Annotated in this window: 19 protein-coding genes; 1 reads left to right on the top strand and 18 read right to left on the bottom strand. The window is 49.6% G+C overall.

The genetic code is table 11. From position 1 onward, the window contains the following. Positions 1-45: 45 nt before the first annotated feature. The 3 genes from DVH26_RS17225 to DVH26_RS17215 form a co-directional block, all read right to left on the bottom strand. Positions 46-927, bottom strand: a complete 882-nt coding sequence (locus DVH26_RS17225) for a carbohydrate ABC transporter permease (protein ID WP_239634997.1) — start codon at positions 925-927, stop codon at positions 46-48. Positions 928-955: 28 nt separating this feature from the next. Next, the gene (locus DVH26_RS17220; protein ID WP_239634996.1) at positions 956-1,915 is read right to left on the bottom strand and encodes an ABC transporter permease; all 960 of its coding nucleotides are present in this window, start codon (positions 1,913-1,915) and stop codon (positions 956-958) included. Positions 1,916-2,191: 276 nt separating this feature from the next. Further along, positions 2,192-2,950, bottom strand: coding sequence for an SDR family oxidoreductase (locus DVH26_RS17215; RefSeq protein WP_239634995.1), 759 nt, complete (start codon positions 2,948-2,950; stop codon positions 2,192-2,194). A gap of 228 nt (positions 2,951-3,178) precedes the next feature. On the opposite strand from DVH26_RS17215, the gene DVH26_RS17210 reads away from it, so the two are divergent. Beyond that, positions 3,179-3,784 (top strand): TetR/AcrR family transcriptional regulator, encoded by a 606-nt coding sequence (locus DVH26_RS17210; protein WP_239634994.1) that lies wholly within the window; start codon positions 3,179-3,181, stop codon positions 3,782-3,784. A gap of 56 nt (positions 3,785-3,840) precedes the next feature. Here the strand turns inward: DVH26_RS17210 and DVH26_RS17205 are convergent, their stop codons facing one another. From DVH26_RS17205 to DVH26_RS17135, 15 genes are all read right to left on the bottom strand, one after another. Next, the gene (locus DVH26_RS17205) at positions 3,841-5,625 is read right to left on the bottom strand and encodes a glycoside hydrolase family 36 protein (protein WP_239634993.1); all 1,785 of its coding nucleotides are present in this window, start codon (positions 5,623-5,625) and stop codon (positions 3,841-3,843) included. Between the two features lie 233 nt (positions 5,626-5,858). Next, on the bottom strand, positions 5,859-6,962 hold the full coding sequence (locus DVH26_RS17200) for an MBL fold metallo-hydrolase (protein ID WP_239634992.1): 1,104 nt from the start codon (positions 6,960-6,962) through the stop codon (positions 5,859-5,861). Between the two features lie 92 nt (positions 6,963-7,054). Further along, entirely contained in the window at positions 7,055-7,669 is a 615-nt protein-coding gene (locus DVH26_RS17195; RefSeq protein WP_239634991.1) for a ribonuclease FAU-1 family protein, read from the bottom strand. 322 nt (positions 7,670-7,991) lie between these two features. Then, positions 7,992-8,723, bottom strand: coding sequence for an S-layer homology domain-containing protein (locus DVH26_RS17190; RefSeq protein WP_239634990.1), 732 nt, complete (start codon positions 8,721-8,723; stop codon positions 7,992-7,994). Next, complete coding sequence (locus tag DVH26_RS17185) at positions 8,710-13,599, bottom strand: 5'-nucleotidase C-terminal domain-containing protein (protein WP_481857608.1); 4,890 nt, start codon at positions 13,597-13,599, stop codon at positions 8,710-8,712. The genes DVH26_RS17190 and DVH26_RS17185 overlap by 14 nt, the downstream gene beginning before the upstream one ends. Next, positions 13,523-14,263 carry a lamin tail domain-containing protein gene (locus DVH26_RS17180; protein WP_239634988.1) on the bottom strand — a complete coding sequence of 247 codons (741 nt, stop codon included), beginning with the start codon at positions 14,261-14,263 and terminating at the stop codon, positions 13,523-13,525. Before DVH26_RS17180 ends, DVH26_RS17185 begins: the two co-directional genes overlap by 77 nt. Before the next feature lie 268 nt (positions 14,264-14,531). Next, positions 14,532-14,693: a hypothetical protein gene (locus tag DVH26_RS17175; RefSeq protein ID WP_239634987.1), complete on the bottom strand. Its 162-nt coding sequence runs from the start codon at positions 14,691-14,693 to the stop codon at positions 14,532-14,534. Positions 14,694-14,773: 80 nt separating this feature from the next. Continuing rightward, a complete protein-coding gene (locus DVH26_RS17170) occupies positions 14,774-16,039 on the bottom strand; it encodes a glycoside hydrolase family 28 protein (RefSeq protein ID WP_239634986.1) in 1,266 nt (421 codons plus the stop codon). Positions 16,040-16,156: 117 nt separating this feature from the next. Continuing rightward, positions 16,157-16,318 (bottom strand): hypothetical protein, encoded by a 162-nt coding sequence (locus tag DVH26_RS17165; protein WP_239634985.1) that lies wholly within the window; start codon positions 16,316-16,318, stop codon positions 16,157-16,159. Positions 16,319-16,576: 258 nt separating this feature from the next. Next, the gene (locus DVH26_RS17160; RefSeq protein WP_239634984.1) at positions 16,577-17,023 is read right to left on the bottom strand and encodes a DUF6843 domain-containing protein; all 447 of its coding nucleotides are present in this window, start codon (positions 17,021-17,023) and stop codon (positions 16,577-16,579) included. A gap of 630 nt (positions 17,024-17,653) precedes the next feature. Beyond that, positions 17,654-20,185: a glycosyl hydrolase family 95 catalytic domain-containing protein gene (locus DVH26_RS17155; RefSeq protein WP_239634983.1), complete on the bottom strand. Its 2,532-nt coding sequence runs from the start codon at positions 20,183-20,185 to the stop codon at positions 17,654-17,656. Between the two features lie 100 nt (positions 20,186-20,285). Beyond that, positions 20,286-21,791, bottom strand: coding sequence for an extracellular solute-binding protein (locus DVH26_RS17150; protein ID WP_239634982.1), 1,506 nt, complete (start codon positions 21,789-21,791; stop codon positions 20,286-20,288). A 58-nt stretch (positions 21,792-21,849) separates the two neighbouring features. Continuing rightward, positions 21,850-22,728 (bottom strand): carbohydrate ABC transporter permease, encoded by an 879-nt coding sequence (locus tag DVH26_RS17145; RefSeq protein ID WP_239634981.1) that lies wholly within the window; start codon positions 22,726-22,728, stop codon positions 21,850-21,852. A 28-nt stretch (positions 22,729-22,756) separates the two neighbouring features. Further along, positions 22,757-23,728: an ABC transporter permease gene (locus DVH26_RS17140; RefSeq protein WP_481857595.1), complete on the bottom strand. Its 972-nt coding sequence runs from the start codon at positions 23,726-23,728 to the stop codon at positions 22,757-22,759. 155 nt (positions 23,729-23,883) lie between these two features. Then, positions 23,884-26,142, bottom strand: coding sequence for a helix-turn-helix transcriptional regulator (locus DVH26_RS17135; RefSeq protein ID WP_239634980.1), 2,259 nt, complete (start codon positions 26,140-26,142; stop codon positions 23,884-23,886). Positions 26,143-26,180 lie beyond the last annotated feature (38 nt).

Genomic DNA, 26,180 nt, shown 5'->3' with positions numbered 1-26,180 from the left:
GGATAGCTTGTCATAATCATTATATAAAAAGATGGACATGTTAGCTCATCCTTTTACCGAACCTAACAGTACGCCTTTGGCGAAATGCTTTTGCAAAAACGGATACACCATCACAATCGGGATCGTCGCGACTACAATAGATGCCATGCGAATCGTTTGCGGCAAGTAATCCGTCGGATCCTGTTGTGTCGTCGTATCGCCGATTTGGTCCTGAGACAGCAGGACGATTTGCCTGAGCACGACCTGTACAGGAAATTTCTCGGCGTCGTTAATGTACATGACCGCGTTGAAAAAGGTGTTCCAATGGCTTACGGCGTAAAAAAGTCCGAATGTCGCCATCGCCGGCATCGAGAGAGGCAGGATAATGCGGAACAAAATCCCCAGATCGTTGCAGCCGTCGATTTTCGCGGAATCCTCCAAGCCGTCTGGAATTTGCTGAAAGAAATTTTTCAGGACGATCAGGTTAAAAGCACTGATTGCCGTCGGAATCATTAACGACCAGTACGTGTTGATCAGGCCGAACGCTTTGACGACGAAATAAGTCGGAATCAGGCCGCCGCTGAACAGCATCGTTATCAAAATCATCAGCATGAGGGTACGGCGTCCGCGTAAATTCGTTCGCGCTAACGGATAAGCCGTGAATGAAGTCATGATCAGGTTAACGAACGTGCCGAGCGCAGTAACGTAGATCGAGATGAGTATGCTCCGCAGCATCGTATCGGTAGAAAAAATATACTTGTATGCACCCAACGTAAACTGGGACGGGAACAAGAGCAGTCCGCCTTTCACCACCTCCTCGGGTGTGGCGAAGGAGACCATGACGATGTAAATAAATGGAATGATTGTGATCACTGAGATGAGCGTCAGCAGCGAATAATTGATGGTATGGAACAGCCGGTTGCCCCAGCTGCGGTCTTCCTGTGGCATAACGTCCCGCCTCCCGTGGTTAATTTGGTTAATATACGCCTTCTTCACCGAATTTTTTGGCCAGCCAGTTGGCCCCGAGTACTAGCACCAGTCCTACCAGCGACTTAAACATGCCTACCGCAGCGCTGTAGCTGTACTGTGCTTGCGTCAAGCCCTTCAGGTAGACATAGGTGTCGAACACTTCCCCTACCTCGCGGTTCATCGAGTTCAGCATGAGGAATATATGCTCGAAGCCCGTGTCGAGGAAGCTTCCGAGGCGCAAAATAAACAAGATGACAATGGTGCTTCGTATAGCCGGAAGAGTAATATGCCACAGCTGGCGCCATCTTCCCGCACCGTCCATCCGTGACGCTTCATAGAGCTGGAGATCCACTCCGGAAAGCGCTGCCAAAAATATGATCGTTCCCCAGCCGGCTTCTTTCCAGATCGATTGGCTTATGATCATCGTCCGGAACCAATCCTCGCTCAGCAGGAACGGAATTTTTTCCATGCCCAGCCTCGCGATCATTTCATTCACAATCCCGCCTTCGGTTGTAAATAAAATATAAAAGATCCCAACCGCCACCACCCAGGAAACGAAATGGGGCAAATATAGCAACGTTTGGGCAAACCGTTTGAACGCTTCCTTACGTACTTCATTGAGCATTAATGCGAGCACGATCGGAAGCGGAAAGAAAAAGACTAAATTGTAAACCGCAAGAATGATCGTGTTCCGAAACAGCATCCAAAATTGCGGCTCGGAGAAAAAACGCTCGAAATGCTTTAATCCTACCCAAGGACTCCCGGCAAAGCCCAAATGCGGCTTGTAATCCTGGAAAGCCATTACCAGTCCCCACATAGGGACATACTTAAAAATGATAAAATAGAGGATTCCCGGAAATAAGATGAGATACAACCATCGGTCTCTGATCAGATCCCGGAAAACCAAGGATCGTTTCAAGCTGAATCTATCCGTCACGTGCAGCCGGGCCTCATATTGCTCCTTCATCCGCTTTCCTCCTGACAAAGTGGTTTTGCTTGTGCTTGTGCGGCCTTCACACTCACATCTTAGACGCCGCCGTTGCGACAGGCAATAGTATCGATCAAACCATTTGTTTTCCAGGTGAAAAGCCTGCAACGGCGCGGGATTTCAAGCGCAGCCACGCTGGAATTATCATCTTTTGCAGCTGCATCGTACTGATACAACTTGGGTGATCTCAGACATTGTGCACGCAAAAAAACGCCAGTCCCATTAGACTGACGTTTCATTCTATCTGTATTTATTTTAATATGCTGTCCAGCCTGCATCGGCCGTTACTACGGTTCCGTTAACAAAGCTTGCCTCGTCCGAAGCCAGGAACAGCGCAACCTTGGCTATTTCCTCCGGATCCCCGGCACGAGGATTCAATTGCATCCCCGCCATCGCTCTTTCCATGCCAAAAGAATTGGGCGCATTGATCGACGTGCTAATATTCGTATTGACGCCTCCCGGCGCGATGGCATTACAGCGGATACCCAGGTTTGCATATTGGAATCCGACGTTTTTGGTAAAACCAACTACCGCATGCTTAGAAGCCGTATACGCAGCGCCTGCACGCGAACCGTTCAATCCTCCCGCGGAAGCGATGTTTACGATTACGCCGCTTTTCTTATCGATGAAAATCGGCAGCACTTTCCGTGTCGTTCTCATAGGACCGGTAGTATTAATGGCAATGACTCTATCCCACAGCTCGTCCGTCAAATCTGCCGCAGGAACAAAGTTGTCCATAATTCCGGCGTTATTGACCAATATATCTACGGTTCCGAAAGCTTCGACCGTCTTATCGATTAATTGCTGGACATCTTCTTCTTTAGCTACGTTCGCCGCAACCGCGATGGCTTTACCACCATTAGCTTCAATGCCGGATACGACCGGTTGTGCGGTCTCCATCCGCAAATCCGAAACCACCACATGGGCTCCCTCTGCTGCAAAAAGCTCTGCAATTGCTTTCCCCATACCTGAAGCAGCACCCGTAATGACAGCAACTTTTCCTGATAATCTCATGCGAAGTTCCTCCATTTTTTCTTATTATGGGATACCATTCTGGATTGCATACAACAAAATTATTTTATAAAATTCAACAAATGTTGAATAAAGAACATCTGTTACATCAAGTATAATAAAAGAAGCAGCGGGGTTTCAATCAGCAAAAAATTGTCCATTGTATGTTACCGTACAAAACGACGCCGTTTGTTCGATAATCTTTTAAACTTGTTAAAGGAATGAATGATAATGTCTGAAACAAACAATAAACTCGACCGACGTATCATACGCAGCAGAAAAGCTCTGAGAGAAGCCATGCTGACACTGATGTCACAAAAGCCTCTAGCCGCTATTTCCATTACGGAAATTGTCGAGCTTGCGGATTACAATCGCGGTACGTTTTATTCCAACTATGACAATAAGGAAGCACTACTGGACGATATTTTTGCGGAGCTGATCGACCAGCTTCTTCAGTCGTTTCGCGCTCCATATCAGCAGGTCGAGATGTTTAGCATTCAAGATTTGCCTGCCAGCTCCGTCATGATCTTTGAGCACTTTTACCAGCATGCTTCCATCTATACCGTATTGGCCAAAAGCGAGGTGCTTCCCCAGCTGAGAGAAAAAATGTTTATTGCTTTGAAGCACATTACGCAAGAAGAGCTCGTATACCCGGAGCATGAGATTGACCGGGAGCTTCATGCCATCTATTCGATCCATGCCCTGCTCGGGCTAGTCTTTTACTGGGTTGAAAGCGGCTTTCAGCACTCCACGTCCTATATGCAGGAGCAGCTGGTCAAAATCATCAATTGGCGTCCGACCGTTGCAAAAACGGTTATGAAAGGCTCCGACGGCTGATGCGCTGTAACCGGTGCTGCAAATAAAAAAAGCCACGCAATGTGGCTTTTCTCACTCTAAACAAAATAGTACAGCACCTTCGCGCAATGGCCGTCAAGGTTCGGCACATGGACCTTATCTGTCACCTCTCCGAACTCCTCGTCCGTCCAGAAATCGTAAAGACGGTGGCTTCCCGGAATCGCAAATTCGAAATCCTTCGGCTCCTCGTCAAAGTTGAATACGCAGACGACCTGCTTATCTCCCAGATCAATCCTCCCGATCGTATAGCCGGTGTCGTCGAAGGACGCCGCTTTCCCGGTCGGAGGCAGCAGCTTTTTCAAGACGTTGATGTTCTTCTCCGACATCTTGGGGATCAAGTCGCCGCTGATGATCATGCCGCCGGAAGCCAGAATGACCGCTTTATGGAATTCAAACTCCTGGTCGGTAATGATAGACGGCTTGTCAACCAGCTCGCCGCTGATATTCCGGGTTTTGAAGGTCACTCTCTCAAGCACGACAACATCAGGATCGTTGTACCATAACGTATCGTTCTGCCAGTTACGCGGGAACTGCTCCCTTGCGTTACCACCGACGTGTTTCCAGTCCCGTGCGATATCGTTCGTAATCCGATTGCCGTGGACAAGTCCAAGCAAAGGCCAGAACGGCGCGTTGCAGCCAAGCAAGAAGCTGTCGTGCCCGACCTCGTCGGCGATGGCCTGGATTCCGCGGCGGAACGCTTCGATACGAGTAGCGTTCTTATCGTAACGGATTCCCGGCAGCGCTCCGTATTGCAGGAAGTCCATTTTGAAGTAGCGCCAGCCCCATTCGTCATGCATCGTTCGGACCACGGTCCGCAAATAATTCACCGCTCCCGGATGCGTCGTATCGAGCATATACCACTGCTTGTCCGGGGTTTTCTTTTTCTGGCCGATCCCGTTATACGGATTTCCCTCTTCATCCTTCACCAGCCACTCCGGATGCTCCTTCCGCAGGTTCGATTCAGGCTGAACGATAAAGGGAGACAAATAACCGGCAGCTTCCATCCCGTTCGCACGAATGCCGTCGCTGATCGTTTTCACATCCGCTCCGAGACCCGGTCTCGGGATTAAGAAGTCTCCGTTATAGGCCGCATAGCCGCCGTCGATCTGAATCCGCTTCAGCTCGGGAATCCGCTCTTTCATTGCACGGGCATTTTCATAAAAGCCTTCCGCCGTCATCGGCCGCAGACAATAATAGGAGCACCAGCCCGTCGGAATTTCCGGATACAGCTTCCGTGGATGGTTACGGTTCAAGTGGCCCGCCAGGTCCAGAAGCAGCTCGTTATGATCCGGGCCGGAGGAGAACACGAATGATTCCAAATCCCACGATGCACCGGGCTCCAGCGTCAAATCCTCGGTGTCCATGATAACTTCGATGTAAGAGCCGCGGAAGCGAATTTCACCGGAAAACCGGTGGCAGGAAGTAAATGCCAGCAGCTGGTGACCCTGATTTTCAGGCGACAGCAAGAGAAGGTTGTACACGGACCAGACGTTCTCGTGAAACTTTGTTCTCGGCAGCCGGAAGAAATCCCAATCCGTCCCGTAGGCACCGATATGATATGGCTCAGAGAGCGTCCCGCTATACTGCGTCAGCATTTGATAGCCTTCTCCGTAGAATGGAGTGTCCGGAGAATACGAGGTTTCCCCGGAGAACAGCACGACCTCTTTGATTCTGAGCGGCCGTCCGGAGCGGTTGGTTACCGTCGATTTTACCACATTGTCGTCCCATGCTTTCTCAACGAACACCTCTTGCTCAGAGGCGGTCGTACAATCGGCAAGTCTCACTGCATGATCGAGTTTCTTTAGTGCGTCCAATGTCAGCATACAAGTCCTCCTATACTATAGCGGCTATATGTAGCTGACCGAATTATAGCATTCACCCCCAAAATATACAGGTGCTGAGATCTATAAAATATGGCATCATGTCTTCTCTTTTTAAGCCGCTGTTCAAAAAAACAAAAACCTGTCTCAAAAAAAGAGCAGGTTTTTGCGATTCATATGGAATATTGCGATTTTCAAGCGATAATCCTGTTTTTCACCATGCGTTATCCGCATCACTAAACATGGTGTCTCCACCACGCCGCAGCAGGAATTTCAGACGTTCCAAGCATGACCGCTTGTCCGATGCGCGGAGTTGCTACAACCACATTATGCTGTTCGGCTGCACGAAGCACTCGTTCTACAGGATCGGTCCAGTCGTGAAGGGCTAGCGTGAACGCTCCCCAATGAATAGGAATCATCACCTTTCCGCCAATTTCCCTATGCGCTTGAACCGTCTCCTCCGGCATCATATGAATCAATGGCCATCGCTTATCATACTGCCCGCACTCCATCAGCGTCACATCGAACGGTCCGTACTTGTTCCCGATTTGCTTGAAATGGTCACCATAACCGCTGTCTCCGCTAAAATACAGTTTCGTACCGCCGCTGTCGATAACCCAAGAACACCATAGTGTCTGATATCGATCGGTCATACTGCGTCCGGAGAAATGCCGTGCCGGTGTACAAGCCAGCTTCAAGCCCTCGAAGTCAAATTCATCCCACCAATCGGCAGAAGTAATGCGCTCCCTGTCTACTCCCCACCGCTCGAGATGTGCTTCAACACCCAGCGGGACAAAAAACCTGCGTACTTTATTCTTCAGCTTCTTGATGGTCCCATAGTCCAGATGATCATAATGATCATGCGACAAGATTACCGCGTCGATGGGCGGCAAATCGTCGATGCTTATCGGAAGCTCCCCGCCATACCGCTTGCCTCCGACCATGGGAACAGGTGACGGAGACGGGCCCAGCATCGGGTCCAGCAGCAGGTTCAAGCCATTCACTTGGAGGAATAACGCCGAATGTCCGAACCATACGAGCCGCGCTTGACTGCTGGATTCCAGAAGCTGCTGAGGCTCCCAACGGTCCATTGGTATTCCATTCAACGGTTTCCGGTTCGAGCCGCCCTTGATCATTTCAGTCATGATCTTCGACATCTCTTTGAAGCTCATCTCCATCGGAGTGGGCAGCGGATAGATGAACTTGCCTCCCACATAATTGTCGGATCCGTCAATCGCACTCCGAGCGTCCCCTTTTGCCTGTGCACCTAACGGAGGATAATACTTCAGAACGAGGATTACCAATACAACGACTGCTGCTAGTAGAAATAAATAGCCCATGATGATTTCAAATCCTCATTTCTTGTAGGTAGTAAATGATTGCTCTGTCTTATTCTATCACAAAAAATGAAGAGGATCGTAATTTGACCTCCTTACAAGGTTTGGTGCAATTGGTCCCAGCCCGCAGGAATACTAGGAATCTTCCAATCTGCTGTAGGCCGCCAGTTCTCCCAAGCATCAAAAAAAGCTGCCGGCCCTTCTTGCACCCATTGGAGGGCCCGAACTCCTTCAGAACGAATGGCCTGTGCTTTATCAGGAGAAATGATTCCGGCAGCAACCGAGTTATTAAAATCGGCTTCATCCTTCCACTTCCACTCCGATCGTTCCTTATCCAGGGTGATGTCCAGCAAATAGTCCGTCGTATCGAATCCAACCTTGGTTCTGCGCAAGGGCTCTTGAAGATTAATGTACCAGCTGAAATGGGCGGCGCTATCCCTAAAAGCATAAATGGCATAAGCAGCGTTCGCAGGGATCAGCATCAGCACTTCTGAATTCCCCCATGTGCCATCCCGAAGCTCCGGTAATGGCTCCGACGATACTTTGAGAGGATTTCTGGTTGATTTGATAGGATAGTCTATTCCCCAATAAAGCGCAATTAACTCAGGTGTATCCTCTACGACCGTAGTAGTAGTCACTCGATAAATTTGGTCCTTCCATACACGCCGCAGTATAGTGTGATCGCCAGGATGAAAACGAGATTGCTCCATGGTTATCCCTCCCATCTTGATACGACCATCATATCGAACAATGATTTCACTTAATAGTCTATTTTTGTTATTTCTGGTGTCTATTTGTTATATTCATCCTTACAATGAGAAAAACGTCTATCAACGTCCTTTCACAGAGGAGCGACCGCGTTAAGAGGTTGTTTTTATCGCCAAATAGAATTTTTACATCCGATGATCTCGGAATCTTATAAATTCTATTGTGGTAAAAAAAGGCCGCCGGCCAGGAACCGCTCTCCCTGAAGGTTCATAATGAACCTTTCAACCTAAGAGAGCATTCCCTGTTACCGGCAACCTTCAACCATTACTTATTAATGAACTCCACATACTGCAGCAATCGCTTCAGCATTACAGCCGATTCCGCTCTTGTAGCAAATGACGCAGGCTCGAACTTGTTCATCGAGTTGCCCTCGATGATGCCCACAGCCGCGTTTCTTGCGACAGCGTCCATCGCCCAATCGCTGATCTGACTGCCGTCAGCGAATTTGGCGGCCGCATTCAGCTTCTCGATGCCTCCGCCTTTGCCTGCTGCCGTCATCGCTCTGCTAATCATCAGAGCCATTTGCTCGCGTGTAATTTTGGCATTCGGACGGAAGGTGCCGTCCTCAAAGCCCGCCATTAAGCCCGCTTTTACGGCTGCGCCCAAGACGCCGGAGAACCATTCTGTGCCGTCCGAATCACGTACGGCCGCTGCGGCCGAACGGTCTTCCTTCAAGCCGAGTGCGCGCACGAGAAGCGCTGCAAATTCCGCACGGGTAATATCGCTGTCCGGAGCAAACTGCGTTTCAGTCTGCCCGTTCACCACCAGCTTGGAGGCCAGCAGCTCAACATCCTTTTGGGACCAGTGGCCCTTCAAGTCTGCGAACGCTTTTTCAAGCTTTACAACCGTATAAATACTGTTCGAGCTGCGTTTAATTGCAGCGATCGTCTTTCCGTCAGCTTGTTCAAACAAAGCAGGAACGAAGGTCAGTAGGCCGGTCGCCGGGTCGTATACGACAGCTGTTGCTTGGCCGCCTGCCGAATCATGGACTGTCACGGTTGGTTACGTAAGTTGTCCCAAAGTTATTCACTTCGATCGTTTTTCCGTTCGATGCCGCAGTAATCTTGAAGCTGACGGCATCCGCCAGCAGCGTCAGGCCAGACTTCGAAGCGGCTTCCTTCACTTTTTGCGCTTCTGCTTCCGCCAATTTCTCAATCGTAACGCTGATGGTAACATCGGCGGCTCCGACTCCAAGCTCAGCAGCCAACGCTTCGGCTTGAATTACGCGAATCGGCAATTCGTAAGAGTGCTCATTCGTCTTGATTTCGATGATCAAATCTTGGGATGCTGCCACTCCCTCGATGATGGCATTGGCAGGGAAGTCGACCTGTGCTCCGTCCTTAACGTCAAGAAGGGAAATGACGAGCTTCTTGCCCGCTTCACTGCCGGCGGCTTCTTTAAGTGCCTGAACCAAAGACTCCGCTTTGATAGCCAGCTTAGTGATGACTCTTCCATCTTCCGTAGTTTCGGTTTTCAGGTCGGCAGGGTCTATGGTAAAGCCAGCTGGATTCTCCGGAAGCGGCGGTGTTACTACTGCCCCCGAGCTGCCCCCCCTGTCGTTGCGATATTCAACAACAACCGGCTCCGCTACTTCTTTAATACGTCCTTCCTCTACATAGTTCAACGGCGTTGTAAAGCTGCGTACAAAGTTCACGGTTGCTTCAAGATCCTCCGGACCCGTAACCGGATTTTTGCCGCGCTTGCTGATTTCAATGTTTTTCGGGTTCGTCGACGTCTGCATGTAGTTGTTGACTACAACCGTATACGTCTTCGCTTTGTCGACTTTCGATCCGTCCGGCAACAGCATATCTACCACCTTACGGTTGTTGTTAGCATCTCTGTACCAAGTGTACTTGAACCCGGAAACATGGAAATCAGGTCCGTAGTTCGAGCCCGAGCCCAATTGAGCGTTAAGGATCGCCTCCAAGTCGGCGCCTGTTACTTCCACTTTCACAAGCACGTTGTTAAACGGCTGGATGCTGAACAGCTCGCCCCAAGTGATCTCGCCGGCATCCAGATTCTCACGGACACCGCCTCCGTTCATAAGGGCAAAATCAGCATTCATCTCGGCCTTCATTCCATCCGCGATCATGTTGCCGAGAGCTTTGTCACCATTGACCCCAATACCCATGCCCGGGTAGTCTTTACTCATCGTAACCTGGGAATTTCCAATAACACGATTCAGAAATGGAGCGGCAAGCGTATTGTACTTCTCGATGATGCCTTTTACAGTCGGATCTGCTTTTAACTGTAAATTATTTACAACTTCAGCTTTCTTCGATACGATATCCCCGGTTGTACGGTTGATCTCCAGATCAACATCAGCGAACGCTTTGCTGTACTCCCAAGCTTGAACGATCAGCTTACCGTCTACTTCGCCATTAACGCGCAGATGATTGTGACCTGCGAAAATAACGTCCACTTCGTCGTCAACCGCCTTGGCCAGCTCAGCTGCATCTCCCGTTGCACTGTCTCCGGCATCCACAGCAGGAACGTGAGCCAGCACGATAATCGACTTCACGCCTTGCTGCTTCAGTTCTGTAACTGCATCGTTAACCGCGTCAGCCGCATTCGTAAACTCGATATCCTGAATGCCGGCAGGAATAACGATAGAAGGTGTTTCTTCCGTAATAACGCCGACAAAACCGACTTTTACGCCTTCGACTTCCTTAATAATATAAGGCGGCAGCACATGCTGTCCGTTGCTTTTGTAAACCACATTAGCCACTGTCAGCGGGAAGTTTTGCCCGTCGTACCCCGCCGTTCCTTTCGGGTGGGTTCTACCGTTTAGGAGTCGGAGCATTTCCCGGGTACCCTCGTCGAACTCGTGGTTCCCAGGTACGCCAACGTCGAAGCCCATCGCTTCCATAATTTCTACGGTCGGCTCGTCTTGGAACAAGGCAGAGATCGGCGGGCTTCCTCCAACCATATCACCGCCATGAATGACGAATGTGTTCGGATTGGCAGCTTCGCGCTGCTTCATGGCTCCCGCCATGTAATCCATACCGCCTACGAAGGTGGTTGCCGATATGATGCCGTCTCCATCCAAATCTTCGTTCAGCGATTTCTCTGAATACTTGTCGTTAATTTTGCCGTGCAAGTCGTTAACGCTAAGCAATTGCAATTTGATGTTTTCTGTAGGCTCCGGCTTGCTTGCAAGATGTACCTGGAGAAGCAGCGGATCGTGGTCGCTTACTCGTCCCTGAGCCGTATCGAAATCCGCATTCATGTGAACGATATCGAGCTTGGCATAATCTGTGAGCCTTTTATTCACAAGGATGTGGTCAAGCGTTTGCGAGTTGCCCTGGTACACGTACGAGTATCTTTCATTTACCGGCAAGCTGTCTACCATATTGGTCAATTCGCTGCCTTTTACTATCTCGAGTGTCTTAGAGAACTGAAAGTCGTTTAAGTCGCCAAGCATGACCACGTTAGCATTAGGGTTTTGCTGCATGACGCTTTTTACAAAGCCGTTCACCACGGTTGCAATCTGGTGACGCTGCACCTCGCTGCCCAGCGTGGCGGGCAATGGCTGTACGGCTCCATAAGGAGCCAGGTCTCCACCCTTGGAGTTAAAATGGTTGTTAATGACAACGACACGTTCGCCTTGGAAATCGAACTCAGCAGCCAACGGCTTGCGGGAGCTCACGAACGCCGAGTTGGTCGGATCGATACGGCCTTGATTGTAGGATAGTCCGTCCGCTCCATAACTGACAGCCGTTGTCGCATCGCCTTTCCCGCTTGCTTTCGGTACAAGCGAGACGCGGGCCGGGTTGTACAAGTACCCTACGCGAATATTGCCTCCCGGAGAGCCTCCGTCTTTATTGTTTTCCGGAGCGATATCCGTGAATGCATAGGCAGGTCCGCCTTTGGCAGCGATAGCCTGAATCAACGCTTCGTACGATTCGTTCGCATCGGTAACGCCATTGTTGCCGCTGCTGCTGTTCGTTTCTTCATCGCCGTTGTTATCTTGAACTTCAATCAGACCGATAATATCCGGTGTTTTCAGCTTCGAGACAATGGCTTCGGCAATGTTGTTTTTCTTGGCTGTTTGAGCCGGGTTATTCCAAAAATTCTCGATGTTAAAGCCGGCGATCGTCAGCTCGTTCTCTTTAAAATCGATAAAAGACGTTTCTTGAGCAATACTGCTCTTAGTAATCTCTGGCAGGGTTCCGGTCGGCAGCACTTTATAGTTGCTGAAATCATAGCCGAGTACCCCAATAACATTTCCGTTAAATTTGTCTCCGGTTTTTACAATCAACTTCTTCTTGATCAAGATGCGCTCCGGATTCAAATCCTGTCCCGTCAAAATGACACCGCCGTTAGGAGTCATATCACTCGAAGGCTCCCCGACCACAACAGGAATTTCGTAGTCATACGGTCCGACCACAGTCGGTTGATTCAATTGGACTCGCATCGACTCCAAGCTCTCATAGAAATCAAGAGCGTCTTCCGCCGGATCAAACAGTTGCATGCCATCGTTATCAATAATGCTCAACGGCTGAATCCGGTCCACACCGATTACAATCGGCACCGGAACGGTTTGCGTACCGACTTTCGTCACCGTTGCATTCATGAGCGCCGTTGTCGTCAAATCCTTTGCATCGGCATAACCATCTTCCTTGATTTCGGATACCATGCCGTCCACCGATACATCATCGCCTACGGCAACGCTAGTAGAAGAAATAACTACAATAGCTTCAGATGTACTGGCGTCTTGATCTTGATCGGACTCCGTCGCTTGCATATAGAACCGTTTCGTGCCGTTCACGGATTCAGTATGAGTTACAACACCTCGAACGCCTGTTACCAAGTGGCCCTTCCATGGAGATTGATGGGCGGCACCCTGGATCTCATTGATTTTTTTGCCGCTGTACGTTTTTTGTATAACGTAATCAAACGTCTGTACAGGGCTCACTTCCGAGCCGTTAACAACGATCGCTTTCACCATGGTATCCGCATTGATGAGAATAGGTGTACTTTGCTGGAACTCGGTACTGGAAGCGGTCGGCGTCGTACCGTCGATCGTGTAATAGACTTTCGCCCCCGTGGTAGGGGTAGACAAATATACGGCAGTTCCCGCCGCTACAATACCCGGCTGTACGCTTGGTGTAACTGAGAAGCTGGACTCGACGATATCTGAGTACGAACGGGTAACCAGCTTGAAGCTGTTGAAGGAGTAGGTTAATACTCCGACGATTTGATCATAGTGCTTGCCGGGTTCAACCCAATCGGACTTGATCATTAAGGAGCCGAAAGCATCATCCACTACATATTCGCTAAAACCGGCGCTTGTGCCCAACGTAATGTTTTGAACTTTTACAAGCTTTCCTTCATTTGCCTCGGCGAAGCCTCTGGAGTCGATCGTGAGCGGAGCAGGCGCACCGGCATTCATTTGCACCACTTGCACACCGCTGTCGGCAGCTTCCACTTGGGCAAGACCGAAGTAATCCGCCAGACTACCGGATACGCTGATTTTGTCGCCGATGTTCGCTGAAGTGGTAGTGACGCGGACGACAATTCCGGCACCGGAATCCTGGACATACAGATTGTATTTGCCGCCGCTCAGCTCTTTGTACGTGACGATCCAGTCAAATAATGCATTAGAGCCGACAGTCATCGAACGAACGGCAGCAATATCCGTTTTGGCTGCAATCGTATAAGCAAATTCGCTGATCGCACTGATCAAAGAATTTTTCTGCGCATATGCTTTAATGGTTGTACTCACCGTAATGGGGATTGGCGTCGAATATTTAACATTTTGGATAAGCGCGGTCCCGTTCCCGTCATAGATGCTATAATAAACGCTGGCGCCAACGGTTGCCGTCTGAAGTGAGACCTCTGTGCCCGCCGGAACCCGCTCCTGCCGCAGGGTTCGCCGTTACGCCGGCTACCGCTGGAGCTGTAAAGCCATCCATAGTATGAGTGCCAAGGTTACTAAAGGTATCTATCGGGAACGCGACCCATTCCAAAGAAGGATTAAAACTATCTTCAGGTTGGTTATCTCCGGTAACGACAGAGCTTTTCCGAACCAATGTCTTATCTACAGTCTCAACCCCTGAATCCGCCCACTTGGTCCCAGGGTCAAAGCCTAATTGGCCAATGGTATCAATAACGACGCCGTTCTTCTTGAGAAGGAGTGTGTCGTCGCCGTTGAAATTCGTTACACTGCTCTCTGCATTCTTCTTGGCTTTCAGCGCTGCGCCTGAGGAGCTGTTAACTATGACGAATACATCTCCACTGGCTATCGCCGTTCCGGCAGTAAAGTTAAACGTGTTGGTCGCCGTTGAGGCACCATTGGAATACAGCTCAACCGTATAATTGGATAAGTCAATCTCATGGTCGGTACCGTTAAAAATTTCAACCGCCTTATTGTTGCTCGAGCCCTCGACATATTCCGAGAAGAACAAATCGCTTGCATTCGCCGCATAAGCCGTCGGACCCGGAATTAGCGGAAGCATTCCGCCAAAAGCCAGCGCAGAAGCAAGACAGACATTAGTCAACCGCTTCAGTTTGTTCCATTTCCCTGATAGCACTTTGGAAATCCTCCCCACGTTTTTTCTGCTGTCGTATGTACGGATAAAGCCTTCTAATCCCCCTTATAGTAAAAGTAACGGACAGCCTCTTAAAGACTAGCATCCAAATGTAAACTGGTATGTAAGATAGAAATAAAAGAATTGTAAATTTGTGTTTAACAGGAATATATTGGGAATGAAATAATGAACCCTCCTTGAGGAGCGCGAAAAAAGGAGCCAAGCGGCTTGCGCCTGCTTAGCTCCTTTACAATCCTCATAGATTTATTCATCAGGCATGGTACTTACCTGCCGGTGCATCCAGTACCCACTCCAGCATTTCAATTTTACCCCTGATTTCTTTTATTTCCTGTTCATCGCGGGTGGAATCCAATCTTTGCGCCATTTGCTCCAGTTGTATTATCATTCGTTTAATTTGATCGACTGATCTCATGCTACAATCCCCCACAGCGTTCTTTAGATCCGATTGTATCATATTCCTTCATGGTGCTGCGAATCAAGCGGATTCAGCAGCTATTGCTGCATTCCCGTGACATCTACGAGGACCATCTCCGGCCGAAGATCCGGCTGCATGGTCTTAAGCGTTACCTGCTTAAGAGTAATACCCTTTACATGCCGCAAAAACATCCCGTACGCCGGAGCAGTACCGAACATGTAATATTCCGGATAAGCCGTCTCCAGCTCCGGAATGGCGTGATAATCGTTCTCCTCCGTCGTCCCTCCGGGAAAGGTAATGTCGACATTGTCGAAGACGATGTTCTCTACCGGGTAGCCCGGGATACCGGATATGCACACGGAGCTTTTTCGATCAGGCAGCTCCTTTACGTTGGCTTTGATGTTCCGGAATACGATATTGCGCAGCACCCCCGCCGATTTACTCTGCTGACCTTCCATATAGGTTCTCAGTCGGCTCCCGAGACGAAGAAAGATAGGTCCGCTCACCTGCTCCATGGTTATATCGCTGAGCTCGACATGCTCCAGATGGGCGCCATCCACGGTCAACAGCTTGATACCGCATCCGTTAGTATCATAAATGTAGCAGTCAGCAACGGTAACATGGCGGAATCCGCCCAACGACTCCGTTCCGAACTTGATGCCTGCCCAGTTGCTTCTGAGCTTACAGTGGCGAATGGCGATATATTCACAGGAAGCCACTGTTGTGCTTTTGAGCACAATCGCATCGTCCCCGGTATCGATGTCACAATCGTGAATACGGACATGGGAGCAGCTGTCGATGTCGATGCCGTCATTATTGGAATTGACCCGGCTGCGGATAGTTACACCTGTAATGTCCACCTCGCTGCATTCGTGATAATGAGAAACCCATGCAGCGGAATCTTTTAACGTGACACCTTGCATTTCGATCCCCTGACAGCGGACAAATCGAACAAGAAAAGGCCTCACTCCCGTGTAGCCGCGATCCTTGCGGAAGTACTCTCCTTGCCCGTCTATAGTCCCTTCCCCCGTAATGGAAATCCGTTCCGCTTCCTCTGCATAAATCAGGCTGATCCCTCTCTTTTGTCCTACGCCGTCAATAAAGCAGCCGATATCGTCACGATAATCGGCAATATCGATGCTTCCAACCAGCACAGCACCCGCATCCAGATGAAGCCGTATCCCGCTTCGCAATACAATCGTTCCGATCCGATAAATTCCCGCAGGAACAAGAACGGCCCCTCCGGACCGTCCAGCTTCATCAATAGCCGCCTGAATCGCGAGCGTATCGTTCGTTTGCCCGTCTGCTGCCGCACCAAAGCTTGTTACGTTAAACGTGTTCAACTTGAATGACCCCCCGCTCTTAGAAACTTGTAATTGCCCGAATTATATCATTCCTGCACGTAATATATAGGTGTTAATATCGATTGTTTATGGCATCATGTCTTAACTTTTTCCCGTCTATTCTTTTTGGATATTCGAAATCTTCCATTCCTTATTTTTCATATCCAATGTGACAATGATATCTTCGTTCTGATCACGATTGCCGTTATCCAAAGAATGAAACCCGTCATTATATTGAAAGCTTACCTTCACTACCGCATGATTCCGATTCACTTGCATCGACTTGACTTCTCTATTAATTAATGTGCCAATGTAGAGATTTTCCTCCGAAAACACTTTAAAAGCAGGGGAATTGGTTTCAGCCAATCCTAATAATGGCAGCTTACTCTCTGTTTGCATTGCCGTGAACAACGAATCGATAACCTTCGTAATATCCGTATCCTCACTTTGTCTGGAACACCCGGAAGCCGCTAGTATAAGGATAAGAAGAAACAGGAGATGCTTACCTTTCATAGTCCGTGTTAGATTCAATCCTGCCTACTCTCCCCATGCACGAAAATGTTCCCCGCACTTCGTGCGCGTTATTTTCAAGTAATTATACCTAATGGTCACTCCCCCTGATTCCGTAGCACCATTTCCCCCAACATAAACACAGCTTGTATCGATGGCCGTTCTCCTCCCGTCGGCGGTAACATAGTAATACTGATCGGTAACCGTTCCATATTCCATATCCGGCTTGGAGGTGTCATAGGTTCCATCGCTGCGAATAGGAATGACATCATATTTTCCTTCTTTGGCAAGCAAAGGAGCTCCCTGCACATTGTAGGTCACCTGGATCTTTCCCTCGAATCCCTCGGGAATCAAATAAATATCATTAGTGGCCGACGTATTGACGGACATGATCCCAACAACGATCAGTCCAACTGTAATGATTACGAAAACCGCAAGGAAGCTCCATAGGAGTAGCTTTAGATATTTTGACAAAATAGGTATCACCTTTTCAAATCATTTTTATCGTAAATATTGAGTTTAGTAGAGTATCAATCAATATCGATATCACTTAGCGGGATTACAACCCACTTGAATAGCACCACTGTAAAAGCAATCATAATAAAGAACCAAATCATGTGGATTTTGTTTAACCAGCCTGCTTCCATGTAGTGCTTGAATGAACGATAGAGAACAATATAAACCGGCAGAATGGAAGCCGTTAGTGCTAAGAAATAAATCGGTCCGTTATACCAATACTGTGTCAGATATTCGTAACCGAACCCTATTAATGCAACCCATACGGTAACTAAGGACATCCAAAACAATGTATATTTCATCAAGGATGACTTGGTAGGAACAGATAAATTCCAACCGCACTCTTTACAATGCCCTACTTCTATACAGCTTCTGCATAAGTATCGGCGACAATTAGGACATCGACGTACGGAGTCCGTTTGTTTATGTGTAGAGCAAATCATGAGACCTCCCGACTTTTTTGCAAATTTCTGTCATTTCATTAGACGCATGGCGCCAGCCAGATGTTCCGTTATCCAAAACAAAAAGCCGCTAATTTCAGCGGCATTAGTCAAATTATCTTGTTATCACCTGATATTATTGCATTCCCTATTGTGTTCTCGTAATCGTATAGACGGTACCCGGACTAGTTTCAAAAGCAAGCATAGAGCCTTGAAGCGTGATTGCCTCCCGCTCCTCTTGCACTACGGAGATTCCCGTATCGCCCCATGGATTACGGAATCTGCAAGTGCCGCCAAGCGTGGACACGATGCGGATCGAATCGATCACCCCTTGACGAATCGCCGATGTCACCCTGAAGCCGCCCTGGCACCAGAGAGAGAATTCCGCGTCCCAATCCTTCGGACACGCAGGGAACACGTGGATGACGGACTCTTTGCCCGGACCGCCAGGCTGGCTCTGACAGACGGCATACTGTAATCCGCTCGCTACGTTGCCCAACCGCTGCGCGCTGATCGCATTGACTCCTTCCCGGACGGTCAACCGGTTATCGTAAAACTTGATTCGCCCGGTGTCCTGATAATAGCAATATTCCCGGTCTGCGTTAATGCACTCCAGCTGTGCCAGCACCGCTTGCTTAAAGCCTTCGGCATGGCCCATGCCCGCCAGCATGGACGCAACGGACGACATCTCCGTCGCCGCCCTGCCCCAATCTCCTCCCAGCTGGGTTTCCTGAAAAGCAAGGGTTGCGGCCCCGGTCTCAAACCAGTCCGGTTGATCATAGGCCGTCTCCAAGGAACACAGATGAAAATACCGCATCGGCTCCGTCGCAAAATCTCTTCTCTCGTCCAGCACCTTACCGATAGCTCCAACCCAGATCGCAGGCTCATTCTCCCCGGTCTTGAATACGGCTTCGGGATGATCGCTTTTCGGAATGGGAGCCAAATTGCGGTAAAACTCCTCCCATACCGGGATCATATCGGCGTCCTCGCCAAGAAGGTCCGCTGCCTTGAGCAGCACAGGCATAATCCCGTACAGCGAAGACATCACCTGGATCGTATCTTTGCCGCCGATATATTTTTCCCCGCTGATGGTGTTGTACATATGGTACTTGCCGTCGTCGTCCTTCCGCATTGAGGGATAATTGCGCAAAAACTCCGCCGCCCCTTTGATCATCGGGTAAGCCCGGTCTCTCAGCCATTCCACGTCCCGAGTGAATTCATAATAATTCCAATAATGATAAGCGATGCCCGCAATATTGCCGAACATATGGGATGTAGAACCAAAGGGCCCCCAGCTCTTGTCCGTGTACACCAGCTCACCGTCGATCCACTGCTCATGCCCCTTCCAATTCCAGCGGCTTTCGTGCGGGTGCTTCTTGTGGGCGTATCGTTTGAACTTCTCCGAGCGTTCCTCCCAAGGCTTTTGCAGCAGGTACAGCTCTCTCATCTCCGCTGCAATATCCTCAGGCAGCTCGTCTACTCCGTTAAACCATACCGTCTCCGGGATGTAGATCCCCTTACTCCCCCACTGCTGCTCCGCTGCTCGGGCACAGGAATCGTACATCCCCGAGTACATGCTGAAATAAGGCTGCATGAGCTCATAATGACCCGTCGCGAGAATCGCGTTGTAGTACAGCCTCAGGTTGCTCCACCACTGCATAGCGCCCCAATGGCGGAGATCGCCGCGCGGACTTAGCAGCATGCCGCCGAAATTCGGCGCATAGTTTCCTCTGCGGGAGTTCGACGCCATCAGATACACATAATAGGTATAATGCTTCTCCACCAATTCGGCGCTGCCGTCTTCGCTGCTTAACCGAATGTAAGACTTGGTCCAGAACTCGTTCCACCAGGACCTGTGTTCCTGCAGCATCTGCTCGTAGCCTGCAGCACGTGCGGCTTCCAGCTGTTTCACCGCTGCAGCCGAAATGTCCTCGTTCCTATCAAAAGTCGCTGCGCTGGCGACCAGGATCTCAAAGCTTCCCGATGCCGGACTGACGCACAAGCGCATTTCCGTTTCATTCGGCTGTCCCAGCACCCTGCTTGCCCGGAAATCGCATACCGGCTCGCGGCCGCCTGCCTCGTCGTTCATCCGGATGACGCCATCACGTCCGGAGATGCCCACCGCTACAACGGACGAGCAGTAATAATCGCCTTCTGTGAATTCCTGCTTCAGCAGCATGATGCCGTTCCTCATGCTAAGTGTGGAAACGGCCAAATGGCTCTTCGTCTGAACCTCGGCCGGGCGAAGCATTTTCAGCTTAATGTTAATTCCTTGCGGCTTGTCTCTCTCATCCGCCACCTTAATGGCGAACACATCGCTGTAATCGTACGCAAACGCCTCCAGCCTCACACCGTTCCCCTGAATCGTGGCAAGCGCATCATATAAGCTCAAGTGCTGGCGGATCGTGCCGTCCTGGAACACATCCTCGCCATAATCGACGAAATCGATATCCACAAAGCCGCATGCGTAGCCGTAATCCATGTGTCTTTGATTGAAGCTGTTCGTGGAGCGGTCGTTAGCATATACGTCCACCCGATTGACCTGAAATTTGACGGCGGAAGGCGATGTCCACAGCAGACTTCCCATGACGCCATTGCCGATTGGCAAGCCGCCTTCGCTTCGTTTGACATTGTGGCTGTAATGCAAATCTCCGTGCGATACAAGCTCTTTGTAGTCCATCCTGAATCACGCTCCCATATATATTATCCATCGCTTTCCATAAGAGCGGACCAGAACCTTCGTCCTGATCCGCCCCTACTTCTATGCTGCATGTAGAAGATTATTTTTTATTTTTGCTATACAGCTCGGTATATTCCTTAATGACATCATTGCCGCCAAGCTGCTTCCAACGGTCGATCTCCTTGTTGTAGCCGGCTTCATCGATCACGCCCATGATGAATTTGATTTTGGCGTCATCGATTATTTTTTTGTTGGTCGACAGCTTTTTCTTGCCGTCATCGCTCAAGATGAGTCCGAAGGTGGCGTCCGCAACCCCATACTGCTTGATTTCCTTCAATGCGGACTCGGCTTCCTTCGCGAGCGTCGTGCCGTTGTTTATGAGATCCAGACGCATAGCCAAATGGACTACGGGCACCACTTCTTTGTTGTATTTCGTATCATCCAAAATTTTGGTCACGCCGTTCTCCTCTTTGTAATGAACCCCATCGACGCCGAGCATGACGGTTTTGATTAATTTGTCGTCCGCCATTTTGTCAAAGAAGCTGAGAATCTTCCTCAGGTCGGCTTCGGTTTTCACGCTGGATTTCGGGAACATATACATGCCGTTGTAGCCGCTGCTAGTATGGACGCGCTTCTGTCCGGTCGTCGAGACCAATGCCGGGATGATGTGGACATCGGCTCCAGGCAGCGTTTTGCCCAGATAGGAGAAGGAGTCGCCACGGTAATTCTCGGCAATATTGCCCCGAATGCCGATTTTCCCCTTGCTCCAGTCGTCCGACACATTCGCGCTAGGCACTGTGGCGAAATCCTGATTCAATATTTTCTCGTCGTACAGCTTTTTCATAAATTTCAAATAATCCATATATTCTTTGGTCATGAAATCGGGAACCATCTGGTTGTTCGCATAGCCCCAGCCGTTTGGAGCGCCGAACAGAAGCGGGAACGTGTACGTGCCAAGATCCTTGTTCTCGGTAATGCCCCACGTGTTTTGCTTCCCGTCCTTATCCGGATCGTTATACGTAAACGCCTTAAGCACCTGATAGTATTCGTCCACAGTTTTTGGCGGCTCCTTGATGCCCACATTATCGAGCCAGTCCTTACGGAAATACAGTACGATTCTTTCCGGGTACCGTCCGCGGTAGAGCCCGTATATTTTTCCGTTGATCCGGGTATTGTTCAGCGTATTCTTATCCAGCTTGCTCAGATTGGGATAGTCTTTCAGGAAAGGCTCCACGTCCCAGAAAAATCCGTTTTGTGCGGCGCTGACAATAACCGTATCCTGCGGATTGACAACAAGCATCGCTTGAGGCAAATCTCCCGAGGCCATCGTCACATTTAATTTATCCGTGTAGTTGGAGTTCAAGACCCACGTAATGTCCAATTTGGTGTTGGTTACCTGCTCGATATGCTTGACCACGGGATTATCCGCCGTCGGCGGCTCCGCGCTCTCGTACTGGCTCATCATTTTAATGGTCGTCGGGCCGGAATCCGCTGGATTCGTAGCTGTTGGCGCCGGCGAATTACTGCTGCAAGCCGTCAAGGCTGAGATGAAAACCGTGAACAATGCTAGCGATGCTGCCGACTTGTTCAACCTGCCTCTTTTCATAAAATCAACCCTCCATTTTATTTGTAGCTGTATGATGAGCTCTCTAACGAGCTGACACCTATTCTTTAACCGACCCGAGCAGCACGCCTTTGGCAAAATGCTTTTGCAGAAAAGGATACACAATCAGAATCGGAAGCGTAGATACGACGATCACGCTCATCTGAATCGTCTTGCCCGGAGGGATCGCGCCTTCGAAGGAATTGGCCGAATCGCCGATCCCCGTTTGCGACAAAATGACGATGGTGCGCAGCCACACCTGAATAGGAAATTTGGCGGAGTCGTTAATATACAGCAGCGCATTGAAGAACGTATTCCAATGGCCGACAGCATAAAAGAGCGTCAGCGTCGCCAGAGCCGGCATCGATAACGGAATGACGATACGAAACAACGTTTGCAGGTCGTTGCACCCGTCGATCCGGGCCGAATCCTCCAGCTCATCCGGCAGCTGCATGAAAAAGTTTTTCAATATAATCAAGTAAAATGCGCTGATCGCACTTGGAAATAACAGTGCACCATACGAATTCAAGAGCCCGAGACTCTTGATCACCAGGTAGGTCGGAATCATCCCGCCGCTGAACAGCATGGAGAAGATGACCATCAGCATAACCGGACGTCGGAAGCGAAGGCGCTTCGCAGCCAGCGGGAAAGCCATCAAGGAAGTGAGCACGATATTGAGGGCCGTACCTGCGATCGTAATAAAGATCGTCACTAGCAGCGAGCGCGGGATGATGTTCGTGCTGAATATATAGCGATACGCTTCTAGCGAGAATTGCTCCGGAATGAGAATGAAGTTTTTTTGCAGCGCCTCCGCCGGCGACGCGAACGAACCGGTCACGTTAAGCAGGAACGGAATAACCGTAACGAAAGCCATAAGGAACAATAGGACATAATTGAGGACGTCGAATAACAGTCCGCCCCAGGAACGTTGAGCATGCATTGCCTTCTCTCCTTTCCCCTGTTTCCGGTTAGTAAATCCCTTCCTCGCCGAACCTCTTCGCCAACCGGTTCGTAATTAATACGAGCAGCAGCCCGACGACCGATTTGAACATGCCTACCGCCGCACTGAAGCTGAACTGGCCGCCTTGAATCCCAACGGTGTATACATACGTGTCGAATACTTCGCCGACCTCGCGGTTCAGCGCATTCAGCATAAGGAAGATTTGCTCGAACCCGGTATCCAGGAACGATCCCAAACGCAAAATCAGCAGGATGACGATGGTGCTTCGAATCGAAGGCAGCGTAATATGATACAGCTGCTGCAGACGGTTCGCCCCGTCCATCCTGGCCGCCTCGTACAATTGCGGATTGACGCCGGCCAGCGCCGCCATAAAGATGATCGTTCCCCAGCCGGTTTCCTTCCAGATCACTTCCAATGTCACCATCGTCCGGAACCAGGCCGCACTGTCAAGAAAATGGATTTTGTCAAAGCCGAACGTTTGAATCAGCTCATTTACAATGCCGTCTTTAATCGTGAAGAAAATATAAAAGAAAGAGACGACGATAACCCACGATAAAAAGTGCGGAACGTAGATGAGCGAAACGACGACTTTTTTAAACCACTCGTGTCTTAGCTCGTTAAGCATAAGCGCCACGATGATCGGCAGCGGGAAAAAGAAGAAAATGTTGTACACGGCCAAAACAACCGTATTGCGAAGCAGCATCCAGAAATCTGGGCCAGTAAATAAATACTTGAAGTGGTAAAAGCCGACCCACTCGCTTTTCATAATCCCGAGGAACGGCATGTAATTTTGAAACGCAATGACTAGCCCCCACATAGGTAAATAGCGGAAAACAAGAAAATACAGCACGCCCGGAAGCAGCATAAGGTAAAGCCAGCGGTCTCTGATCAGCTCTTTTACGAATCGGTCCATTTTCCCGTTGGTCCTTACACTCGCTGAAACAGGCTTTTCCCGGGCCTCTTTTGCAAGCGTATTCATTTTCGTATCCCCCTTCTGTCCGGTCTCCTTCCGTAACATACCAAGACCGGTCCCCGATAGTAAATAATCCGTTCCGCACTACTCTAAAGATCACCATTTTCGGCTGAACTATCGATAATCCTTAGTACAGTCGTGCAGGGATTATCGGCTCTCCATCAGCGTTTGGCCGCAAGCTCCCTATATTGCTTGGGCGTCATCCCTTCCAGCTTACGAAAGGAACGAATAAAATTTTGCGAGTTGCTGAACCGGAGCTTCTCCGCGATATCCTGCACAAGGTCATCGGTTTCGACGAGGAGCTTCTTGGAAATGGTCAGTCGGTGGTGGGATAAATAATCGCTGAAGCTGCTGCCCGTCTCCCTCTTGAACATTTGGCCCAAATAGTTCGGGTTGTAATGCAGGCGGGATGCGCAGCCTTCCAGTGTCAGATCCGAATCGTACTCGTCGTGGATCATTTGAATGAGCATTTTCGTAATATTTCTTTGCTGTGTCTCGCTGCGCGTCATCATTTCTTCGATGATCGGCTCTACAATCTGACGGTATAACCACTCTTCCGTCTCTTGAGCGGACGTCTGCAGCAATTGATCCAGCTGGTTAAAGATCGGCTTGTCTTTCAGCAGCTTGAGGAACCTTTCCTCGGAGTGATGGGAGATTTTGATCAAATCGATAATCAGCAGAAAAATAAACATCGTGCCATTCCGGTAATCGTGCTGGCCCGAGAAAATTTCCATGATAAAAGCATGGAGGCATTGCCTGGACTGGTTCATGTCGCCGAATTTGGCAGCTTCGGTTAATTCCTTCACGAGGTGCGTCGGGTATTTCGCCTTCGCCGTTTCGGCCGCATCGGCTTCAGCAGCGAAGAGTATCGCCTCCCGCCCATAGGTTATCCGCGACTTGAGCGCATCCGCCGCTTCATGGAATGCATCCCCGGCATGTACCGATTTGGTGAAGGGCAGACTGATGCCGATGCTGATTTGCAGACGCAAATATTGCTTGATCGCCTGTTGAATGGAGCGCGACAGCAAGTAAATGTCTTCGCGCAGCGCCTCTTCGCTGCGATGGTTCACTCCTATTAGAATGACGGCCATATTATGAATAATAACAGGTTCCTGCACCAAGTCTTCGTCGGCAACCTCTGCCCCCATGTTTTTCACGGCAAACAGCAGCAGATCTTTATCGGCCTCTTTATACACCGTTCCTTCCAGCGTATCGATTTGGATGACCAGGACGCCGAACTGGCTCCATGGAGCGGGATGGCCCCATTTCTTATCGATCTCGTGCTGCTTGACCTCCCCTTGGAACAGCTTGAAGGCAAAAAAATCGTTCAGCTGCTGCGACTGAATGCTGAGCTGCCCTTGCAGCTTGCGGCTATCTTGAAAAAACAGCTGCAGCCTGCTGTTCATGAAGTCTAGCTCATTGCTTTGCTGCACCGTTTTCTCGTTGGAATGCAAGGCCACAAGCTGATACAGCCGCTTAATCGGCGAATACAGCCTTTTCGATCCGAATAAAGAAAACACAAAAAACACGCTAATCACAAGAAACCCGGTAACAAAAATAAACATACCGATAAACCGGGAATCTCGCCTTGCCTCCAAAGTGGATACGATGGATACATAGGTCCACTTGTATTTGGCGGATTGCATGTAAATGATCGAATAATCGGTTTTCCCCAGCTTGGTGAGGAACGTGCCCTGCGGGGATTGCTGTATTCTTGAATGAATCTGGTCAATCAACGCGTCGACATCCGCTTGTACCAGCTTATACTGAGTCAAGCCGCGGATCATCTGGCCGTTCGCGTCGATCAGCGTCATTTCCCCCAATTCTTTACTGGCCATCAGCTCTTGATTGATATCGTGGCTCGACACCTTCGTTCGAATCATGCCTGTGAATTGCTGAAATGTCGGAAAAGGAACCTTCAATATGTATTGAAAATAATCGGCATTCAGCTTCGTCCATGTCGAGCCGGTGACGGATTGCCTCAGCCTCTCTATTTCTTCACCGTTATACGCCTCGGTCAGTGCGACAACCCCGCCGTTGCGAAGCACCCAGCCCTTGTCCAAGTTAATGACTTCGATGTTATTAATAATGGAATCGTGCAGGTATAGGGAGCTGATCTCGAGCACCATGCTCCTGACCTTCAAATAATTATCGTAGCTAATTCCGGTTAAATCGTCCTCCAAAATAGCGGTGAAGCTCGGCGATAAAGATAATTGAACGATAGCCGCTTCAATGGACTGCAGTGAATTTTCCAATTGGAGCTGCGTTTGGGTCAACAGCTGTGTGTTAACGGTTTGGATCTTCTCGTTCAGCGCTCCGGATGTTTTCCAATAAGCGATATACCCGAGGAAGGATACGGAAATGATGACCAATGCAATGTTGAAGGCCAATAATTTTACGAAGTAGCTCTTCTTCGTCATGATCATTCTCCTGTCTGGTGAAAATGATGAATCCGGAA

Source organism: Paenibacillus sp. H1-7 (genome assembly GCF_022354825.1).
In the GTDB taxonomy this organism is placed as follows: domain Bacteria; phylum Bacillota; class Bacilli; order Paenibacillales; family NBRC-103111; genus Paenibacillus_S.
This window is presented reverse-complemented; position numbering and strand designations above follow the sequence as displayed.

Excerpts from the sequence above, each read along its gene's own strand:
- DVH26_RS17225 (WP_239634997.1), bottom strand. The coding sequence starts at position 927 with ATGCCACAGGAAGACCGCAGCTGGGGCAACCGGCTGTTCCATACCATC.
- DVH26_RS17200 (WP_239634992.1), bottom strand. The coding sequence starts at position 6,962 with ATGGGCTATTTATTTCTACTAGCAGCAGTCGTTGTATTGGTAATCCTC.
- DVH26_RS17215 (WP_239634995.1), bottom strand. The coding sequence starts at position 2,950 with ATGAGATTATCAGGAAAAGTTGCTGTCATTACGGGTGCTGCTTCAGGT.
- DVH26_RS17220 (WP_239634996.1), bottom strand. The coding sequence starts at position 1,915 with ATGAAGGAGCAATATGAGGCCCGGCTGCACGTGACGGATAGATTCAGC.
- DVH26_RS17205 (WP_239634993.1), bottom strand. The coding sequence starts at position 5,625 with ATGCTGACATTGGACGCACTAAAGAAACTCGATCATGCAGTGAGACTT.
- DVH26_RS17210 (WP_239634994.1), top strand. The coding sequence starts at position 3,179 with ATGTCTGAAACAAACAATAAACTCGACCGACGTATCATACGCAGCAGA.
- DVH26_RS17135 (WP_239634980.1), bottom strand. The coding sequence starts at position 26,142 with ATGACGAAGAAGAGCTACTTCGTAAAATTATTGGCCTTCAACATTGCA.
- DVH26_RS17145 (WP_239634981.1), bottom strand. The coding sequence starts at position 22,728 with ATGCATGCTCAACGTTCCTGGGGCGGACTGTTATTCGACGTCCTCAAT.
- DVH26_RS17175 (WP_239634987.1), bottom strand. The coding sequence starts at position 14,693 with ATGAGATCAGTCGATCAAATTAAACGAATGATAATACAACTGGAGCAA.
- DVH26_RS17140 (WP_481857595.1), bottom strand. The coding sequence starts at position 23,728 with ATGAATACGCTTGCAAAAGAGGCCCGGGAAAAGCCTGTTTCAGCGAGT.
- DVH26_RS17155 (WP_239634983.1), bottom strand. The coding sequence starts at position 20,185 with ATGGACTACAAAGAGCTTGTATCGCACGGAGATTTGCATTACAGCCAC.
- DVH26_RS17165 (WP_239634985.1), bottom strand. The coding sequence starts at position 16,318 with ATGCAAGTGAATCGGAATCATGCGGTAGTGAAGGTAAGCTTTCAATAT.
- DVH26_RS17195 (WP_239634991.1), bottom strand. The coding sequence starts at position 7,669 with ATGGAGCAATCTCGTTTTCATCCTGGCGATCACACTATACTGCGGCGT.
- DVH26_RS17150 (WP_239634982.1), bottom strand. The coding sequence starts at position 21,791 with ATGAAAAGAGGCAGGTTGAACAAGTCGGCAGCATCGCTAGCATTGTTC.